Source organism: Streptomyces sp. MBT53 (assembly GCF_016654115.1).
In the GTDB taxonomy this organism is placed as follows: domain Bacteria; phylum Actinomycetota; class Actinomycetes; order Streptomycetales; family Streptomycetaceae; genus Streptomyces.
In genome coordinates, this window is sequence record NZ_JAEQAZ010000187.1 from 1 (window position 1) to 16,552 (window position 16,552).

General features: G+C 71.3%; 15 protein-coding genes and 2 pseudogenes. 8 read left to right on the forward strand and 9 right to left on the reverse strand.

Going from position 1 to position 16,552, the window contains the following annotated elements; all coding sequences use genetic code 11:
• The 4 genes and pseudogenes from JHN45_RS41565 to JHN45_RS41580 form a co-directional block, all read right to left on the reverse strand.
• Window positions 1-468: pseudogene (locus tag JHN45_RS41565) on the reverse strand (GNAT family N-acetyltransferase); the annotation flags it as partial.
• Window positions 465-1,067 carry a GNAT family N-acetyltransferase gene (locus JHN45_RS41570; protein ID WP_200714593.1) on the reverse strand — a complete coding sequence of 201 codons (603 nt, stop codon included), beginning with the start codon at window positions 1,065-1,067 and terminating at the stop codon, window positions 465-467. The gene JHN45_RS41570 and the pseudogene JHN45_RS41565, both read right to left, overlap by 4 nt.
• A gap of 37 nt (window positions 1,068-1,104) precedes the next feature.
• Window positions 1,105-1,524, reverse strand: coding sequence for a Zn-ribbon domain-containing OB-fold protein (locus JHN45_RS41575; protein ID WP_201054554.1), 420 nt, complete (start codon window positions 1,522-1,524; stop codon window positions 1,105-1,107).
• Complete coding sequence (locus tag JHN45_RS41580; RefSeq protein ID WP_200714595.1) at window positions 1,521-1,973, reverse strand: DoxX family protein; 453 nt, start codon at window positions 1,971-1,973, stop codon at window positions 1,521-1,523. The genes JHN45_RS41575 and JHN45_RS41580 overlap by 4 nt, the downstream gene beginning before the upstream one ends.
• A gap of 270 nt (window positions 1,974-2,243) precedes the next feature.
• Between JHN45_RS41580 and JHN45_RS41585 the strand changes: the two genes are divergently transcribed.
• From JHN45_RS41585 to JHN45_RS41600, 4 genes are all read left to right on the forward strand, one after another.
• Entirely contained in the window at window positions 2,244-3,842 is a 1,599-nt protein-coding gene (locus JHN45_RS41585) for a subtype B tannase (protein WP_201054555.1), read from the forward strand.
• 248 nt (window positions 3,843-4,090) lie between these two features.
• The gene (locus JHN45_RS41590; protein WP_201054556.1) at window positions 4,091-5,284 is read left to right on the forward strand and encodes an NAD(P)/FAD-dependent oxidoreductase; all 1,194 of its coding nucleotides are present in this window, start codon (window positions 4,091-4,093) and stop codon (window positions 5,282-5,284) included.
• Between the two features lie 146 nt (window positions 5,285-5,430).
• On the forward strand, window positions 5,431-7,656 hold the full coding sequence (locus JHN45_RS41595) for an acetate--CoA ligase family protein (RefSeq protein WP_201054557.1): 2,226 nt from the start codon (window positions 5,431-5,433) through the stop codon (window positions 7,654-7,656).
• Complete coding sequence (locus tag JHN45_RS41600; RefSeq protein ID WP_236584687.1) at window positions 7,653-8,441, forward strand: enoyl-CoA hydratase/isomerase family protein; 789 nt, start codon at window positions 7,653-7,655, stop codon at window positions 8,439-8,441. The genes JHN45_RS41595 and JHN45_RS41600 overlap by 4 nt, the downstream gene beginning before the upstream one ends.
• Before the next feature lie 10 nt (window positions 8,442-8,451).
• Here the strand turns inward: JHN45_RS41600 and JHN45_RS41605 are convergent, their stop codons facing one another.
• Window positions 8,452-8,949: a GNAT family N-acetyltransferase gene (locus JHN45_RS41605; protein ID WP_201054559.1), complete on the reverse strand. Its 498-nt coding sequence runs from the start codon at window positions 8,947-8,949 to the stop codon at window positions 8,452-8,454.
• A 41-nt stretch (window positions 8,950-8,990) separates the two neighbouring features.
• Here JHN45_RS41605 and JHN45_RS41610 point away from each other — a divergent pair, with 41 nt between their 5' ends.
• Window positions 8,991-10,478 carry an oxidoreductase gene (locus tag JHN45_RS41610; RefSeq protein ID WP_201054560.1) on the forward strand — a complete coding sequence of 496 codons (1,488 nt, stop codon included), beginning with the start codon at window positions 8,991-8,993 and terminating at the stop codon, window positions 10,476-10,478.
• A gap of 66 nt (window positions 10,479-10,544) precedes the next feature.
• On the opposite strand, the gene JHN45_RS41615 is transcribed toward JHN45_RS41610, so the two are convergent.
• Window positions 10,545-11,138, reverse strand: a complete 594-nt coding sequence (locus JHN45_RS41615; RefSeq protein ID WP_201054561.1) for an HAD family acid phosphatase — start codon at window positions 11,136-11,138, stop codon at window positions 10,545-10,547.
• 225 nt (window positions 11,139-11,363) lie between these two features.
• On the opposite strand from JHN45_RS41615, the gene JHN45_RS41620 reads away from it, so the two are divergent.
• Both JHN45_RS41620 and JHN45_RS41625 read left to right on the forward strand, forming a co-directional pair.
• A complete protein-coding gene (locus tag JHN45_RS41620; RefSeq protein WP_201054562.1) occupies window positions 11,364-11,969 on the forward strand; it encodes a flavin reductase family protein in 606 nt (201 codons plus the stop codon).
• A gap of 134 nt (window positions 11,970-12,103) precedes the next feature.
• A complete protein-coding gene (locus JHN45_RS41625; protein ID WP_200714604.1) occupies window positions 12,104-12,397 on the forward strand; it encodes an SCO0607 family lipoprotein in 294 nt (97 codons plus the stop codon).
• A gap of 3 nt (window positions 12,398-12,400) precedes the next feature.
• Here the strand turns inward: JHN45_RS41625 and JHN45_RS41630 are convergent, their stop codons facing one another.
• Complete coding sequence (locus JHN45_RS41630; protein WP_201054563.1) at window positions 12,401-13,714, reverse strand: MFS transporter; 1,314 nt, start codon at window positions 13,712-13,714, stop codon at window positions 12,401-12,403.
• Between the two features lie 84 nt (window positions 13,715-13,798).
• On the opposite strand from JHN45_RS41630, the gene JHN45_RS41635 reads away from it, so the two are divergent.
• Window positions 13,799-14,875: a GlxA family transcriptional regulator gene (locus tag JHN45_RS41635; protein WP_201054564.1), complete on the forward strand. Its 1,077-nt coding sequence runs from the start codon at window positions 13,799-13,801 to the stop codon at window positions 14,873-14,875.
• 33 nt (window positions 14,876-14,908) lie between these two features.
• On the opposite strand, the gene JHN45_RS41640 is transcribed toward JHN45_RS41635, so the two are convergent.
• Together JHN45_RS41640 and JHN45_RS41645 are read right to left on the reverse strand one after the other, a co-directional pair.
• A complete protein-coding gene (locus JHN45_RS41640; RefSeq protein ID WP_201054565.1) occupies window positions 14,909-16,096 on the reverse strand; it encodes a beta-propeller fold lactonase family protein in 1,188 nt (395 codons plus the stop codon).
• A gap of 209 nt (window positions 16,097-16,305) precedes the next feature.
• Window positions 16,306-16,552, reverse strand: a pseudogene (locus tag JHN45_RS41645) (MFS transporter); the annotation flags it as partial.

Sequence of the window (16,552 nt, forward strand, 5' to 3'; positions counted from 1 at the left end):
TGCCACCGCGATGCGCGGGCGGCCGGGAGGGGCGGGGTGGGGAGGCGTCAACTCGGTGAGGCGGTAGAGGCGTTGGCGGACGCTGGTCTCGGGTGCGGCTGCGGTTCGTCGTCGCCAGGCTTCCGCGAAGGCCGTCGCCGTGTCCTGTTCGGCCATGATGCCGGGCAACTCGGTCCCTCGGTCGGCGAGTTGGGCTGCCAGCGTTTCGGTCTCGTCGGGGGTGAGGCGGGTCGGCATGAGGCGGCCGGGGGGTGTGCGGAAGAACGTGGCCGTGACGGTGCCGTCGCGTTCCAGGACGCCGAACTCCGGGTCGCCGTCGCCGTAGATGTGCCGTCCGCGGCGGCGGAGGGTGTCCGTGACCGTCAGTTGGAGTGTGTGGGGTGCGGGGCGGGACTTGAGGAAGTCCCCTGCCAGGCGCAGGAATTGGTCGAGGTCCGCGGTGATGTGCCAGGTGGGGTTCGCCGTCACGGTGCTGTCTCCGGGTCGGTCGCCAGGCGGCCGTGCAGGTGGACGTCGCGGAACGCGTCGCGTCGGCCTTCCTCGAACGTCGCCCCGCGCAGTGTTCCCTCCGCGGGGAAGCCGCAGCGCTCGGCGACGCGGCAGGAGGCGTGGTGGCCGAGGGCGTGGCCGAGTTCGAGGCGGTGCAGACCGAGGTCGGTCAGGGCCCAGTGGGCGGCGAGGGTGAGGGCGCGGGTGGCGACGTGCCGGCCGCGGGCCTCGGGGAGGGTCCAGTAGCCGACGCGGGCGATGCGGACGACGTGGTCGATGTCGTTGACGCCGACGTGCCCGAGGGTCGTACCGTCGGCGGCGTCCATGACGCGGAACGAGGCGCTGACGCCGTCCTCGGCGCCCTCGGCGCGGGAGCGGAGCGAGTTGCGGGCGCCGATGAGGTCCGTGATCGGGCGGAGTGGGGTGTTCCAGCGCTGGAATTCGGGGTCGGACACTCCGCGCAGCCAGTCCGCGACATCGGTGTCGTCGTCGGCGTCCCAGGGGCGCAGTCGGAGTCCGTGGCCGTTCAGTTCGGGCAGCGGGTTCTGCTGGAGGGACCGCTCGCGTATGTGGGCCATCGCGCCATTGAATCAAGTGCCCCTTGCACGGGGTGTGTCATTTTTCCCCGGGCGGAAGCCTGAACACCGGTACTCCGTCCCGGAACACGGCCTCGACCGGCGTCCCGGCGCGCAGCGCGGCCGGGTCGGAGTCCACCAGTTCCGTCATCATGCGCGGGCCCTCCGCGAGGTCGACGACGGCGGCGACGTACGGCACCCGCCGGCCGAAGGGCGGCAGGTCGTTGCGGTGGACGACGGACCAGGTGTAGAGGGTGGCACGGCCGCTGGCGGGCTCCCAGGTGACGTTCTCGCTCCAGCAGTGGGGGCAGAACTCGCGCGGGTAGTGGTGGGGCCTGCCGCAGTCGGCGCAGCGGCGGATCAGCAGTCTGCCCTGGCCGGCCGCGTCCCAGTAGGTGCGGGTGAAGGCGTCGGTCTCGGGGAGGTCGAAGCGGAGGTCGGAGCGCGGCTCGCCGGTCATCGGAACCATCCGATCGCGTCGTCCAGCGACCACACCTGCCAGGACATCGCGAAGAGTGCCACGGCCGAGATGAGCGCCATCATCGCGTTCTGCCCCTGCTCCGCCCAGTCGTGGATCATGAGGGTGAAGTACAGGACGTTGAGGAGCAGGCCGCCGACGAGGGCGACCGGGGTGAGGAATCCCGCCACCAGGCCCAGGCCTACGGCGAGTTCGGCGTAGACGACGACGTACGCCATCGTGCGCGGGCGCGGCGCGACCATCACGTCGAAGCCCGAACGGACCGCGGTCCAGCGGTGTTTGGCGGCCACGTCGGCGGCCCAGGCGATGCCGGTGCCGCGTTCGAACCAGGCCTTCTTGTCCTTGTGCCGCCAGCTCTCCAGCCACCACAGGCCGAGTCCTATGCGGAGGACCGCGAGCCATTCCGCTCCGTCGAGCCAGATCGCATCCATGAATCTGACGGTACGTCAGAAGCTGAAGAAAGCCGAGAGGGGGCCATGAAAATCCTGTGCACGGGCCGTGCCGCTGTGGGCCCGCCATGAATCCCGGCAGATTGTTGACGATTTTGTTCGCCGCCGATTACGTTCGCAAGCGCAAGGCCAGGAAGCGGTCCGGAAAGACGCGGTCAGGCAGACGCGGTCCGACAGACGCGGTCAGGAACGGTCAGGAAGACGAGAGGCAGCACGGTGAAGCACAGGGCAGTGAAGCGCAGGACGGTAGTCATGGGCATCGGCGCGACCGCCGGTGTCGCGGCGGTCGGCGGCATCGCGCTCAGCGCGAACGCGAGCGACTCGAAAACGTCGTCCTCCTCCTCGGACGCCCTGGTCTTCGACCCGGACGCCTACACGAAGCTGACGAAGACGATCACGGACACCGCGGGCACGGAGCACACGGTCGTCTACCACTTCTGGAAGGCGATCACCTACGTCGCCAAGCCGGTCGACGCCACCTACCAGTCGCTGATCGTCAGCGCCCCCGTGGAGATCGACGGCAAGGCGGTCGACGCGAGCAACGCACCGATCCTGTTCGCCAACTCCGTCGGCGGGTACATGCCCGCCTCCGTGGCGACAGCCACCGAGGTCGGCGGCGGCGGTTCGGCGATGGGCGGCGGCGCGGCCCCCAGCGGCGCGCCCAGCGCGTCGGCCTCCACCTCCGCGAGCGCCTCCGCCCCCGGCGCCAACGGCAACACCAACGCCACCGGCGGCGCGACCTCCAGCAACCAGCTCCTCGCGCTGGCCGCCGGCTACGTCGTGATCGAGCCCGGCGCCCGCGGCCGTACCCTCAAGAACTCCAGCGGCGAGTACTACGGCACCGCCCCGGCCGCGATCGTCGACCTCAAGGCCGCCGTCCGGTACGTGAAGTCCAACAAGGGCCGCATCCCCGGCAACGTCGAGCGGATCGTCTCGGCGGGTACGAGTGCCGGTGGCGCCCTCTCGTCCCTGCTGGGCGCGTCCGGTGACAGCCCGATCTACGACAAGTACCTCAAGGAGATCGGCGCCGCCGACGCCTCCGACGCGATCTTCGCGACCGGCGCCTGGTGCCCGATCACCGACCTGGAGCACGCGGACGGCGCCTACGAGTGGAACTGGGGCGCCAACGACCTCAGCACCGGCAAGCTCGTCGACCAGACGGTGTCGAAGGCGCTGCAAGCCCAATTCGCCGAGTACCAGGCCGGGTTGAAGCTGCGCGGCCTCGGCGGCTTCGGTCCGCTGAACGCCCGTAACCTCGACGAGTACATGGTCGAGCAGTACCTGGAGCCGTCGGCCACCACGTACCTCGCCGCCCTCTCCGACTCCGCCCGCGAGACCTATCTGAAGGCCAACACGTTCATCACCTGGTCCGGCGGCAAGGCCCGCTTCACCTGGGCCGACTTCCTCACCCACGTCGGCGCCCGCAAGAAGGACACCCCGGCCTTCGACGCCTTCGACCTGTCGGCCGGCGAGAACAACGAGTTCGGCGCGGGCACGACCTTGGCCCGCCACTTCACGGCGTACGGCGCGAAGAACGACTCCACGGGCCTCAGCAGCAAGCGCGTCGCGAGCGACATCCCCGCGAAGCTCGACCTGATGAACCCGATGTTCCACCTGGTCGAGAAGGTGAACCCGAACCGTTCCAGGCACTGGTGGATCCGGCTGGGCACCAAGGACTCGGACACCTCGCTGACGGTCGCCGCCAACCTCGCCGCCCGCCTCGACAACCTGGGCGACGACGTGAACCACATCTACTACTGGGACGAGGGCCACGGCGCCAACACCGACCCGGCCGACTTCATCACCTGGATCGCCCAGGTGACCGGCCACAAGGCCAAGCGCGGCAAGTAGCCCGCCCGCCCCCAAGAACGCGGTACCGGTTTCCCGTCATACATTCCGGTCACCGCCCCACGACGCCGGGCCCCTCCGCGCACGTTGCGGGCTCGGCGTCGTGGCATGTCCGGGCCCGCACCCGTTACGCACAACCAGAGGTTCTACGCCACCGGTCTCACCCGGTCCTCCACACCCGTGATCAATCCGCAACCAATTCCGGTCTTGACCGAGACCCATCAACGTGGGACGTGATTACGCTCGCGCTCATGGCCGACTCCACAGCGTCCCCGACCCCGGCGCCACAGAACCACGCAGACCGTCCCGTGTACGTCATCGGCGGCGGCCCCGGCGGACTCGCCGCCGCGTACGCGCTGCGCGCGCGGGGCATCCGTGCCGTCGTACTGGAGCGGTCGGACCGGGTCGGGGCGTCCTGGCGCGGCCACTACGACCGTCTCCACCTGCACACCACCCGGCGGCTGTCGGGCCTGCCGGGCCTCGCGATGCCGCGCCGGTTCGGGCGCTGGGTCTCGCGCGACGACGTGGTGCGCTATCTGGAGAAGTACGCGGAGGTCCACGAGCTGGAGATCGTCACCGGCGTCGAGGTCTCGCGTATCGAGCGCTCGGCCGACGGCACCGGCTGGCTGCTGCACGCCACCGGCGGCCGTGAGCTGACCGGCCGCGCGGTCGTCGTCGCCACCGGCACCAACCACACCCCCCGGCTGCCCGACTGGCCCGGCCGCGACACCTACACCGGCGAGCTGCTGCACGCCGCCGACTACCGCAACCCGGGGCCCTACGCGGGCCGGGACGTCCTGGTCGTCGGCGTCGGCAACACGGGTGCGGAGATCGCGGTCGACCTGGTGGAGGGCGGTGCCTCGCGCGTCCGGCTCGCCGTGCGCACCACCCCGCACATCGTGCGCCGCTCGACCGCGGGCTGGGCGGCCCAGTACACGGGCATCGTCGTACGACGGCTGCCGGTGCGGCTCGTCGACCGGCTCGCGGGGCCGATGGCCAAGCTCAGCGTGCCCGACCTGTCGGAGCAAGGGCTCGCGCGGCCCGACACCGGGCTGTACAGCCGGGTCAAGGACGGGTCGATCCCGGTGCAGGACGTCGGTCTGATCGACGCCGTGCGCAAGGGGCGGGTGGAGATCGTGGCGGCCGTGGAGTCGTTCGAGGACGGCAAGGTGGTGCTGGCCGGCGGCGAGCGGATCGAGCCGGACGCCGTCGTCGCGGCCACGGGGTACGTCCGCTCGCTGGAGGGTCTCGTCGGCCATCTCGGTGTGCTGGACGCGCGCGGCAAGCCGGTCGTGCACGGCGCCCGTTCCCCGAAGGACGCGCCCGGCCTGTACTTCACCGGCTTCACCAACCCCATCAGCGGGATGCTCCGCGAGCTGGCGATGGACGCGGAGAAGATCGCGAAGGCGCTCGCCAAGTCGGTCCGCAGGAGTGCCGTGAGCTAGGTCGTGTCCGGCGGATCCTGTCGGAGATGCGGAGTCCGTCCGTTCTTTGCGTGCACGACAGTTCCTGACGCAGTGTCAGTTCAGTAATCTGACAGTGCGTCAGTTAATTGTGCTGTCACGACTGTCACACAGGAGCGGGCGGACCGATGCTTGGATCAACCCACGGCACCCTCACCACCGACTCCCGCCGGGCCCGGGTCATCGCCTGCGGTGAGCAACCTGGCCCCGCCGTCCACGGAAGGCCCGCCGACGTCGACGATCTCGATGTCGGCGGGCGGCCGTTGTACGCCGGCGTACCCGACCTGGACCGTTTCTTCCGCCCCGAGTCGGTCGCCGTGATCGGCGCCTCGGACGCGGAGGGACGCCCCAACACGGGCATCACCCGCCAACTCATGTCCTGGGCCGACCGGGTGGGAGCGCGCCTGTACCCGGTGCACCCGACCCGTACGACGGTCTTCGACGTCCCCTGCTTCCCTTCCATCCCCGACCTCCCCGAACAGGTCGACCTGGCCGTGGTGCTGGTGGCCGACCCGCTCCCCGTGATCGAGCAACTGGCCGAGGCGAAGGTGAAGTTCGCGGTCGCCTTCGCGTCCGGCTTCGCGGAGACGGGCGAGGAGGGCGCGCTGGCGCAGCAGCAACTGGCCGCCGCCGTAGGCCGATCCGGTCTCCGTCTGCTCGGTCCGAACACCAACCTCAACGCCTTCGAGAAGTTCCGCGAGGATCTGGACGGCCCCGCGATCGCCCTGATCACCCAGTCCGGCCACCAGGGCCGCCCGGTCTTCGCCCTCCAGGAACTCGGCATCCGCCTCTCCCACTGGGCACCCACCGGCAACGAAGCCGACCTGGAGACCGCCGACTTCATCTCCTACTTCGCCGAACTCCCCGAAGTCGGCGCCATCGCCTGCTACTTGGAGGGCCTCAAGGACGGCCGCGCCTTCCTCCTCGCCGCCGACCGCGCCGCCCGCCGCAAGGTGCCCGTCGTCGCGGTGAAGGTCGGCCGCACCGAGACCGGCGCCCGCACCGCCGCCTCCCACACCGGCAAACTCACCGGCGCGGACACGGTGGTGGACGCGGCGATGCGCCAGTACGGCGTGCTCCGCGTCGACGGCCTCGACGAACTCCAGGACACGGCAACGCTGTTGGCGCGGGCGAAGCCCCCCGTCGCCGACGGAGTCGTCGTCTACTCCATCTCCGGCGGCACGGGCGCCCACTTCGCCGACCTGGCCAGCGAGGCGGGGCTGCACCTGCCCCAGCTGTCCACGGCCAAGCAGGCCGAGCTGCACGAGTGGATACCGCCGTACCTGAGCGTGGCCAACCCGGTGGACAACGGCGGTCACCCGGTGGGCGACTGGCGCGGCCGGAAGATCATCGACGCGATCCTCGACGACCCGGAGGTGGGCGTCCTGGTGTGCCCGATCACGGGGCCCTTCCCGCCGCTGAGCGACAAGCTGGTCGAGGATCTCGTCGCCGCGGCCGAACGCACCGACAAGCTGGTGTGCGTGGTGTGGGGTTCGCCGGTCGGCACCGAACCGGCGTACCGGGACGTCCTGTTGGGCTCCTCGCGGGTGGCCACTTTCCGGACGGTCGGCAACTGCATCACCGCACTGCGCGCCTACTTCTCCCACCACCGCTTCGTCCACGCCTACCGCTCCCCCTTCGACGAGGCCCCCCGCACCCTCTCCCCCTCCTTCCGCAAGGCGCAGGCCCTGATGCGCCCGGGCCAGCAACTGAGCGAACACGCGGCGAAACAACTGCTGCGGGCCTACGGCATCCGGGTGCCCCGCGAGCAGCTGGTGACCAGCGCGGCGGCGGCCGTACGGGCGGCGGGGCTGGTGGGCTACCCGGTGGTGATGAAGGCGTCCGGCGGCGAGATCGCGCACAAGACGGAACTGGGCCTGGTGAAGGTGGGTCTCACCTCCGCCAGCCAAGTCCGCGACGCCTACCGCGAGTTGACGGACATCGCCCGCTACGAGGACGTGACCCTCGACGGTGTGCTGGTCTGCCAGATGGTCGAGCGGGGTGTCGAGATGGTGGTCGGCGTCACCCAGGACGACCTGTTCGGGCCGACGGTCACGGTCGGTCTTGGCGGAGTGCTCGTCGAGGTGCTGCGGGACGTGGCCGTACGGGTGCCGCCGTTCGGCGAGGACCAGGCGGCCGACATGCTCGGCGAGCTGCGCGGCCGTCCCCTGCTCGACGGGGTACGGGGGCGACCGCCGGCGGACCTGGACGCGCTGGTGGAGGTGATCCTGCGCGTGCAGCGCATGGCCCTCGAACTGGGCGACGTCCTCTCCGAGTTGGACATCAACCCGCTGATGGTGCTGCCCCGGGGGCAGGGCGCGGTGGCCCTGGACGCGCTGGCAGTGTGCCGATGAGCGAGGTCGTGCACACCGTCTCGGACCAGGTCGCGTACCTCACTCTCAACCGCCCCGAGGCCATGAACGCGATCACCCCGGCCCAACGGGACTGCCTGATAGCCCTGTTGACCGATGCGTCGGCGGACCCGTCCATCCGGGCGGTGGTCCTCACCGGCACCGGCCGCGGCTTCTGCGCGGGCGCGGACCTGAGGGGCGGCGCGACGACGACCGGCGAACGGGTGGCGGGCGACGTGGCCCGCACGATCCGCCTGGGCGCGCAGCGCCTGATCGCCGCCGTCCTGGACTGCGAGAAACCGGTGATCGCGGCGGTGAACGGCACGGCGGCGGGCCTGGGCGCGCATCTGGCCCTCGCCTGCGATCTCGTACTGGCCGCGGAGTCGGCGCGGTTCATCGAGGTGTTCGTGCGCCGGGGCCTGGTCCCGGACGGCGGCGGCGCCTACCTGCTCCCCCGGCTGATCGGCCCGCAACGCGCGAAGGAGCTGATGTTCTTCGGCGACGCCCTGACCGCCACGGACGCGGAACGCCTCGGCCTCGTCAACCGGGTCGTCCCCGACGGGGAGTTGGAGAAGACGTCCCGCGAATGGGCCCAACGCCTGGCCACGGGCCCGACCCGCGCCCTCGCCCTCACCAAGCAGCTCGTCAACGCCTCCCTGGCCGGCGACCGTACGACCGCGTTCGCGGCGGAGGCGGCCGCCCAGGAGATCAACATGACGACGGAGGACGCGAGGGAGGGCGTGGCGAGCTTCGTGGAGCGACGGAGCCCGGAGTACCGGGGGCGGTGATCCTCGCGTTTCACACCGGGGACGGGCGGTCCAGCGAGTACACGGTGACGGGCTTGCCCATCAGGACGTCGTCGCGGAGCAGGGTGAACCCCAGTCGGTCGGCGACGCGCACCGAGGCGGCGTTCCCGGGGTGGATCATGGCGGTGAAGTAGTCCACTTCCAGGTTCGCGAACCCCCACTCAAGACAGGCGCGAGCCGCCTCGGTCGCGTAGCCGTGCCCCCACGCCTCGGCCTTCAGCGTCCACCCGATCTCGACCTCGTCGAAGACCGGCCAGTGGTTCAGCCCGGCCCGGCCGATGAACCCCCCACCGGCCTTCAGCTCGACCGCGCACAGCCCGTGCCCGCGTTCGGCCCACTGTCGCTCGATCAACCGCAGCCGATCCAGGGCCTGTTGGTGCGAGTAGGAACCGACGAACCGGTTCACTCGATCGTCCGCGTGCAGCGCGACGAACGCGTCGACGTCGGCCACACCCAGGGGTCGCAGAAGGAGTCGCTCGGTCTCGATCATCCGGGCAGGGTATCCGGGGCGTCGGTCTCTACGCTGTGCGCATGCTGTCGTACGAGGAAATGACCCCGCCCGAACGGGAGTTGTGGGACGCCTTCCCCGAAGGCCGCCTGGTGGACCTGCGCGTGGGCGCACCGGACGAGAACGATCCGGCGGAGGGGGCGGGCTGGGAACCCGAGCGCACGCTTCGGGCCGCTGTCGTGACGGCACTTGCGCGGGGAGCCAACGCCGCACCGCCGGGAGCGGTCACCGCGCTGCGGGTCATCGGCGCGCGGATCACCGGTCGACTCGACCTGGCCGACGCGCAGATCGGGCACCTCCTGCGGTTCGAGGGCTGCTGGTTCGAGGAAGGGCCGAGTCTCTCCGGAGCCGCCACCCGGTCGATCGGGTTCGTCGGCTGCCACGTGCCGGGCATCGACGCCGCGTTGGCCTCCGTCGAGGGCACCCTCGACCTGAGGCGTTCAGTCGTGCACGGCAGGGTCTCGCTCATGCGGGCCCGGATCGCGGGTGAACTGCAGCTGGGCGGGGCGGTGTTGTCGGACCCGGAGGGCTGGGCGCTGTTCGCCGGCGGTCTGGTCATGGAGGGCGGGGTCTTCTGCCGGAGAGGCTTCACCGCCCACGGGGGGATCCGGCTGCTGGGGGCTCACCTGCCCGGCGGCCTGTTCATGGAGGGGGCCCGACTCGACAATCCCGACGGCCCGGTGCTCCTCGCGGACAACGCCGTGGCCCAGACCCTGGTCTTCTCCGAGGGGTTCACCGCCGAGGGGACCGTACAGCTGCGCGGCGCGCAGATATCCGATCAACTCACCTTCGACGGCGCCTTCTTGAACGGCACGGACGTGGCCCTGGACTGCTCAAGGATGCAGGCGGGCGAGCTCCACCTCACGCCCGCCGTGCCCCCTTCCGGTGCGGTGGACCTGCGCGGGGCCCACGTCTCGGTCCTGCACGACGGCGAGGACAGCTGGCCGGACGTCGTACGGCTCCAGGGGTTCGACTACGCCTCCCTCCAGTCCGAGGACGGGCTGCCGGGGCACGACGTGGGCCGCCGCATCGAGTGGGTCCGGCGCGAGCCGGGCTACGCCCCGCAGCCCTACGAGCAGTTGGCGAGCTGGTACCGGCAGGTCGGTCACGAGGACGACGCGCGCAAGGTGCTGCTGGCCAAGCAGCGCCACCGTCGCGACACCCTGCATCCGGCGGGCCGGGTGTGGGGGCAGCTGCTCGATGCCCTGGTCGGTTACGGCTACCGCCCCTGGCTGGCCGGAGTCTGGATCCTGGCGCTGACCGTCCTCGGCACGGTCGTCTTCGGGCACCAGCGCCCGATCCGGGTCCAGGCGGGTCAGGGCCCGCCGTTCAACGCCCTCGTCTACACCCTGGACCTGCTGATCCCCATCGGCGGCCTCGGCCTGCGCGGCGCCTGGTACTGGCCGGACGGAAGCCTCGCGCAATGGCTCTCCTACGCCCTGATCGCGGCCGGCTGGCTGCTGACGACGGCGGTCGTCGCGGGCGTGACACGGTCGTTGAACAAGAGCTGAACGAGAGCCGAGACCCCCGCCGAGGTGATCGGCGGGGGTCCGAGCGTGCCGTGCGTGCGGCGCGCGTCAGTCCAACAGGCCGTCGTAGTCCGGGAGTTTGTACGTCGTGTCGGCGTAGCCGCCCGTCAGGTCGGTCGTGTTGTTGCCGATGTTGGCGATGATGTCGTAGCCGTTGGCCTCGATCGCCTTGCGCTGGGAGGTCTTGAAGTCGGCGATGGACTCGGTGAGGAGCTGCGCGACCGTGCGGGCGTAGAGGCCGTCGACGGTGTAGCCGACCGAGGTCAGGTTGGACTTGGTGACGATGTTGAACAGGTTGCTGCGGGCGCTGACGAAGAACACGCTGATGCCCTTGGCGTGCGCGTCCTGGGCGAGGGCCAGCACCGGCGGGGTGGCGGGGACCGTGATGCCGCCCTCGAAGTACGTCTCCAGCGAGGTGTTGTCGATGTCGAGGACGATCGCCTGCTTGGCGCCCGAGGTGTTGGCGGCGGCACGGGAGTCGATGTAGGTCTGCGCGGGTCTGGTGACGGCGGCGACGTCGGACAGCCACTGGGCCTCGGTGACGGTCGAGTCGGCGGCCTGCGCGGGCAGGGCGGCGGCGAGGGCCAGGGCGAGGCCGGCCACGGCGGCCACTGCCGTGCCGCGTGCGGTGAGACGGTTCATCGGGTGGGTGCTCCTCAGGTGACGGCAGCCAGCGGTGAGTTACCGGTGGCAGTCGTTCCGCAACACTGCTGACGGCGGGTGTGCCGCAGATGACTCCAAGGGGTCCGTGCGGCGACGTGACTCCCATGTTCTGCCCGGGAGTCTGTGAACCAGCCGTCAGGACCCGCACGGCCCGCGCCGCACCCCTTCCTATCTGATACACCGTCAGCTTCAATGGGTGGTGTGATGGGACACGCAGGAGCGGCCGCCGCCGCCGTCCGCTACCTCAGGTCGTCCGGAGGCGCTCCGGCCGCGCAGCCTGTCGAGGCGCTGCCGCGGCCGGAGCTCCGGTGCGTCGCGGACGACGAACGCGCACCGGTCGACCAGGGCCAATTCCGGCACGTACTGGGCCACTTCGCGACCGGCGTGACGGTGATCACCGCCCCCGCGGCGGTCGGCGAACCCGGCCCCGCCGGCTTCGCCTGCCAGTCGTTCTCCGCGCTCTCCCTCGACCCGCCGCTCGTCGTCTTCATGGTCGGCCGTACGTCCACGACCTGGCCCCGCATCGCCCGCGCCGGCGTCTTCTGCGTCAACGTACTCGGCGCCCACCAGGGCGAGTTGTGCCGTGGCTTCGCGGTCAGCGGCAGGGACAAGTTCGCGGGCGTGCCCTACGACGCGTCCCCGGTCTCCGGCTCCCCGCGCCTGACCGGCGCCGCCGCGTGGATCGACTGCACGATCCACGCGGTGCACACCGGGGGCGACCATCTGATCGTGGTGGGACGGGTGGACGCGCTGGGCGCCGAAGACCCGGACGGGGCACCGCTGTTGTTCCACCGGGGCCGGTTCCTCTGATCGCTCCTCAGTTCCCCTGAGTAACCCGCGGTCCGGTTCTGAGCCCGCGTACTCATGAACGTCCGCCGCTCCTCCGACAGTCTTGCTCCCAGACCGATTCGAGCATCCGACCGTCCGACCGGGGGACCCCAACCATGAGCAAGCGCACGCGAGTCGCCGTTCTCGCCTCCGTCCTGATATCCACCGCCGGGCTGCTGTCCGCCTGCTCGTTCTCCATGGAGGACGCCATGTGCGGCTCGGGCGAGTACCCGGTCCTCGCCGTGGACAGCACCTCCGGTGGCGCCTGCGTCAAGAACGGCGACACCCCGCCGAGCGGCTACACGCGCTACCCGAAGGGGAAGGTGCCGCAGCACGTCGGCGACAAGTGGGACACCTACTGGGACACCCACACCGTGGACGCGAAGGGGAACGTCACCTCCGCGCCGTAGGCCTCATGCCACCGCGACCGCGCCCGTCTTCAGGACCGGCCGCCGCCGGATGACCAGCGCCATCAGCGCCGCCACCGCGCACAGCGCCCCGGACACGTACCAGACCATGTCGTACGACCCGAACGCGTCCCGCGCGACCCCGCCCAGGAAGGCCACCAGCGCCGCGCCGATCTGGTGCGAGGCCAGCACCCAGCCGAAGACGATCGCGCTGTCCTCGCCGTACTGCTCGCGGCACAGGGCGAGGGTCGGGGGGACCGTGGCGACCCAGTCGAGGCCGTAGAAGACGATGAAGAAGAGCATGGGCGGGTGGACCGTCGGGGCCAGCAGCATGGGGAGGAACAGGAGGGAGATGCCGCGCAGGGCGTAGTAGACGGCGAGCAGGCGGCGGGGTTCGAAGCGGTCGGTGAACCAGCCGGAGGCGATCGTGCCGACGACGTCGAAGACCCCGATCACCGCGAGCAGCGAGGCCGCCGCCGTGATGGGCATGCCGTGGTCGTGGGCGGCGGGCACGAAGTGGGTCTGGATCAGGCCGTTCGTGGAGGCGCCGCAGATCGCGAAGGTGCCGGCCAGCAGCCAGAAGGGGCCGGTGCGGACCGCCTTGAAGAGCACACCGACCGTGCGGCGGGCCGCGCCCGGGACCGGTTCCGGCTTGGGGACGAACGCGGTCGCGCCGTACGGCTTCGCGCCCACGTCGGCGGGGTGGTCGCGCAGCAGCAGCCACACGAAGGGGACGACGGCGAGGGCCGCGAGGGACACGGTCACGGCCGCCGGGCGCCAGCTGTGCTCCTCGACGATCCAGGACAGCAGCGGCAGGAAGATGAGCTGGCCGGACGCCGAGGCGGCGGTGAGGATGCCGGTGACCAGGCCCTTGCGTGCGGTGAACCAGCGGTTGGTGACGGTCGCGGCGAAGGCCAGCGCCATCGAACCGCTGCCCAGACCCACCAACAGGCCCCAGCACAGCAGGAGTTGCCAGGGCGCGGTCATCCACACCGTCAGGCCGGAGCCGAGCGCGATCACGGTCAGCGCGACGGCGACGACGCGCCGGATGCCGAAGCGGTCCATCAGCGCCGCCGCGAAGGGGGCCGTCAGTCCGTAGAGCGCGAGGTTGATGGAGGCCGCGGCCCCGATCGTGCCGCGCGACCAGCCGAACTCCTGGTGCAGCGGATCGATCAGCAGCCCGGGCAGCGAACGGAAGGCCGCCGCGCCGATGATCGTCACGAAGGTGACGGCGGCGACGAACCAGGCTCGGTGGACGCGTGTCCGTGAGGTGGGCCGGGCTTCGGTCGGAGCGGCGGTCGGTTCGGTTGTCTGGGTCACGCCATACAGCTTCCGGCCTGCGGCCGATCCGATCCATTGGCCCGAAGGACAGCATTCGCTAGGATCGGGCCATACAATCGGGTCATGGCCACAGTCACCGCCACCGCCACCCCCGGGGACGGCTTCCGCCCGCACCGGGTCGTCGTGCTCGCCCTCGACGGGCTGCTCCCCTTCGAGCTGGGCATCCCGCACCGGATCTTCGGCCGCCCCAGGGACGCCGAGGGGCGGCTGCTCTACGAGGTCGTCACCTGCTCGGTCCGGCCGCCCGGGCCGGTCGACACCGACGCCGACTTCGCCATCCAGGTCCCGAACGGCCCGGAGGCGCTGGCCACCGCCGACACCGTGATCGTCCCGGCGTCGTACGAACTCGGCCCGGTCTTCGAGGAGGGCGTCCTCACCCCCGAACTCACCGCCGCCTTCGCCCACATCCGCCCCGGCACCCGCCTCGCGTCGATCTGCACGGGCGTCTACGTCCTCGCCGCCGCCGGTCTCCTCGACGGCCGCCCGGCGACCACGCACTGGGCGGACGCCGAGCGCTTCCAGCAGCTCTTCCCGCGGATCGACGTCGACGCGGACGTGCTGTTCATCGACGACGGCGACGTGCTGACCTCGGCGGGTGTCGCGGCAGGCATCGACCTGTGCCTGCACATGGTGCGCCGCGACCACGGCACGGCGGTCGCCAACGACGTGGCCCGCCGCACCGTCGTACCGCCGCACCGCGACGGCGGGCAGGCGCAGTACATCCACCGGCCGGTCCCCGACCCGCAGTTGGCGACCACGACCGCCGCCCGCGCCTGGGCGCTGGGCCGCCTGCACGAGCCGATCCAGCTGCGCGACATGGCGGAGCAGGAGGCGATGTCCGTGCGCACCTTCACCCGCCGCTTCCGCGAGGAGGTCGGGGTCAGCCCCGGCCAGTGGCTCACCCAGCAGCGCGTCGAACGCGCCCGGCACCTCCTGGAGTCCACCGACCTGTCCATGGACCAGGTGGCCACGGACGCTGGCTTCGGCACCGCCCAGTCGATGCGCCAGCATCTGCAGACGGCGCTCGGGGTGACCCCGACGACGTACCGCCGCACGTTCCGCACGGGCGGTGGCGGTACCGGCAGCGGCGGCCGGGGCAGCGGGTCCGAGAGCTACGGCGGTGTCGGCGCCGCGTCCTGAACCCGTGCCCCGGGCATCTCTCCCCCTTGTTGGTCAGCCCGCGACGATGCCCTCCCCGCCCACGGCACCCGGCACCACGACCGAGCCGATCGCGGTGAGCGACCCGTCCTTGTTGACCCGGAACTCGTCCACGATGCCCTTGATCCCGGTCTGGACGTAGAGGTAGCGGCCGTCCGAGGAGGCCGCCGCGTCCACCGTGCCGGCGTCGGTGGCCGTGTTGCCCAGCGCGGTCAACTTGCCCTGGGCGCCCACCCGGTAGCCGGACACCGTGCCGCTGGCGGCGTTGGAGACGTACACGTTGCCGGCGGCGGTGACGGCCCAGCAGGTGGCGGTCTGGCCGGTCGGGACGGTGCCCTTCGCGGTCAGCGCGCCGTCACGGGCGACGGTGAAGGTGCCCACCGAGTTCGTCCCGGCCTCCGTCACATGGATCCGTCCGGCGGAGTCGAAGTCGAAGCCGAACGGCACGGCCCCCGGGAGCGAGGTCACCAACGGCCGCGCGGACGGTCCGCCGTGGCGGCTGACGGGGAAGACGTCGATGCTCTGCCCGGCGGCCTTGGTGGTGACCACGAGCTTGGAACCGTCGGGCGTGAAGGAGACCTGTCCCACGGCCGAGGCGGTCGTGCCCAGGCCGAGTTCGCGGTGCCAGGAGGGGACCTTGACCAGCCGCTCGCCGGTCCGCACGAAGCCCTGCACGGAACCGCCGCCGAGCGCGTTGGCGACGTAGACCCGGTCGCCGTGGAAGGTGACGCTGACGGGGAACTGCCCGCCGCTGGAGATCTCCTGGACGCGGCGCAGGTGGGTGCCGTGCACGGCGAAGACGGTCACGGTGTCGCTGCCCGCGTTGACGGCGTAGAGCAGCTGGTGGTGCCGGTCGTAGGCGAGCGACCCCTGCGAGGCCAGGTGGTCGGCGACGGTGCCGGCCAGGACGCCGCCCTTGCCCCCGGCGCGGTAGACGCCCTTCTGGCCGAGGGTGCCGTCGGCGGCGCGCTCGTAGGCGACCACGGAGTTGGCGCTCGTGTCGTCGGTCTGCACGAAGACGGTCGAACTGCCGTGGTGGGCGCGGGAGTCGGAGCCGCGGTGGCCGTCGGCGGCACTGGCGGCGGGCGCGGCGAAGAGGGCCGCGGCGGCGAGCGCGACGGCGCCCGTACCCGCCGTACGGGCGATCCGGACGGCGCGGGAGGTGCGGGACATGCGGGAGGCACGGGCCTTGGCGAGAGCCATGTGGGTACTCCTCTTGCGGAAAACGGAACGCGGAATCGAAGCGCGGAAAACGAAGCGCGGAACGCAGGATCGGGAGCCGGTGGAGCGACTCGCGCTCACCACCGGACGGCTGTAACGCTAGCCCGCGACCGCTGCACATAAGCGGACAAAAAGCGCGCTCAGGCCCGACGTCCGGGCTTCGTAAGAATCACCAGCTGCTCACCGCCAACTCACCGCCAACTCCGCTTCGAGGCACCCGACTTCGCAGACCGCGCCACGGCGACATCGACACCCCGCGCCATCCCCGACGTCCGGCGCGCGCGTCGCATCTCGCCCCACCACCCGGTCACGGTCAGCAGCACGGTCAGGCCCACGCCCACCAGGATCGCCGTCGACGGCGCCGTCACCTTGAGCAGCGCCCCGGCCAGCGACCCCGTCGCCGCGTAACCCACGCTCGCCGCCGCGTACATGACCGAG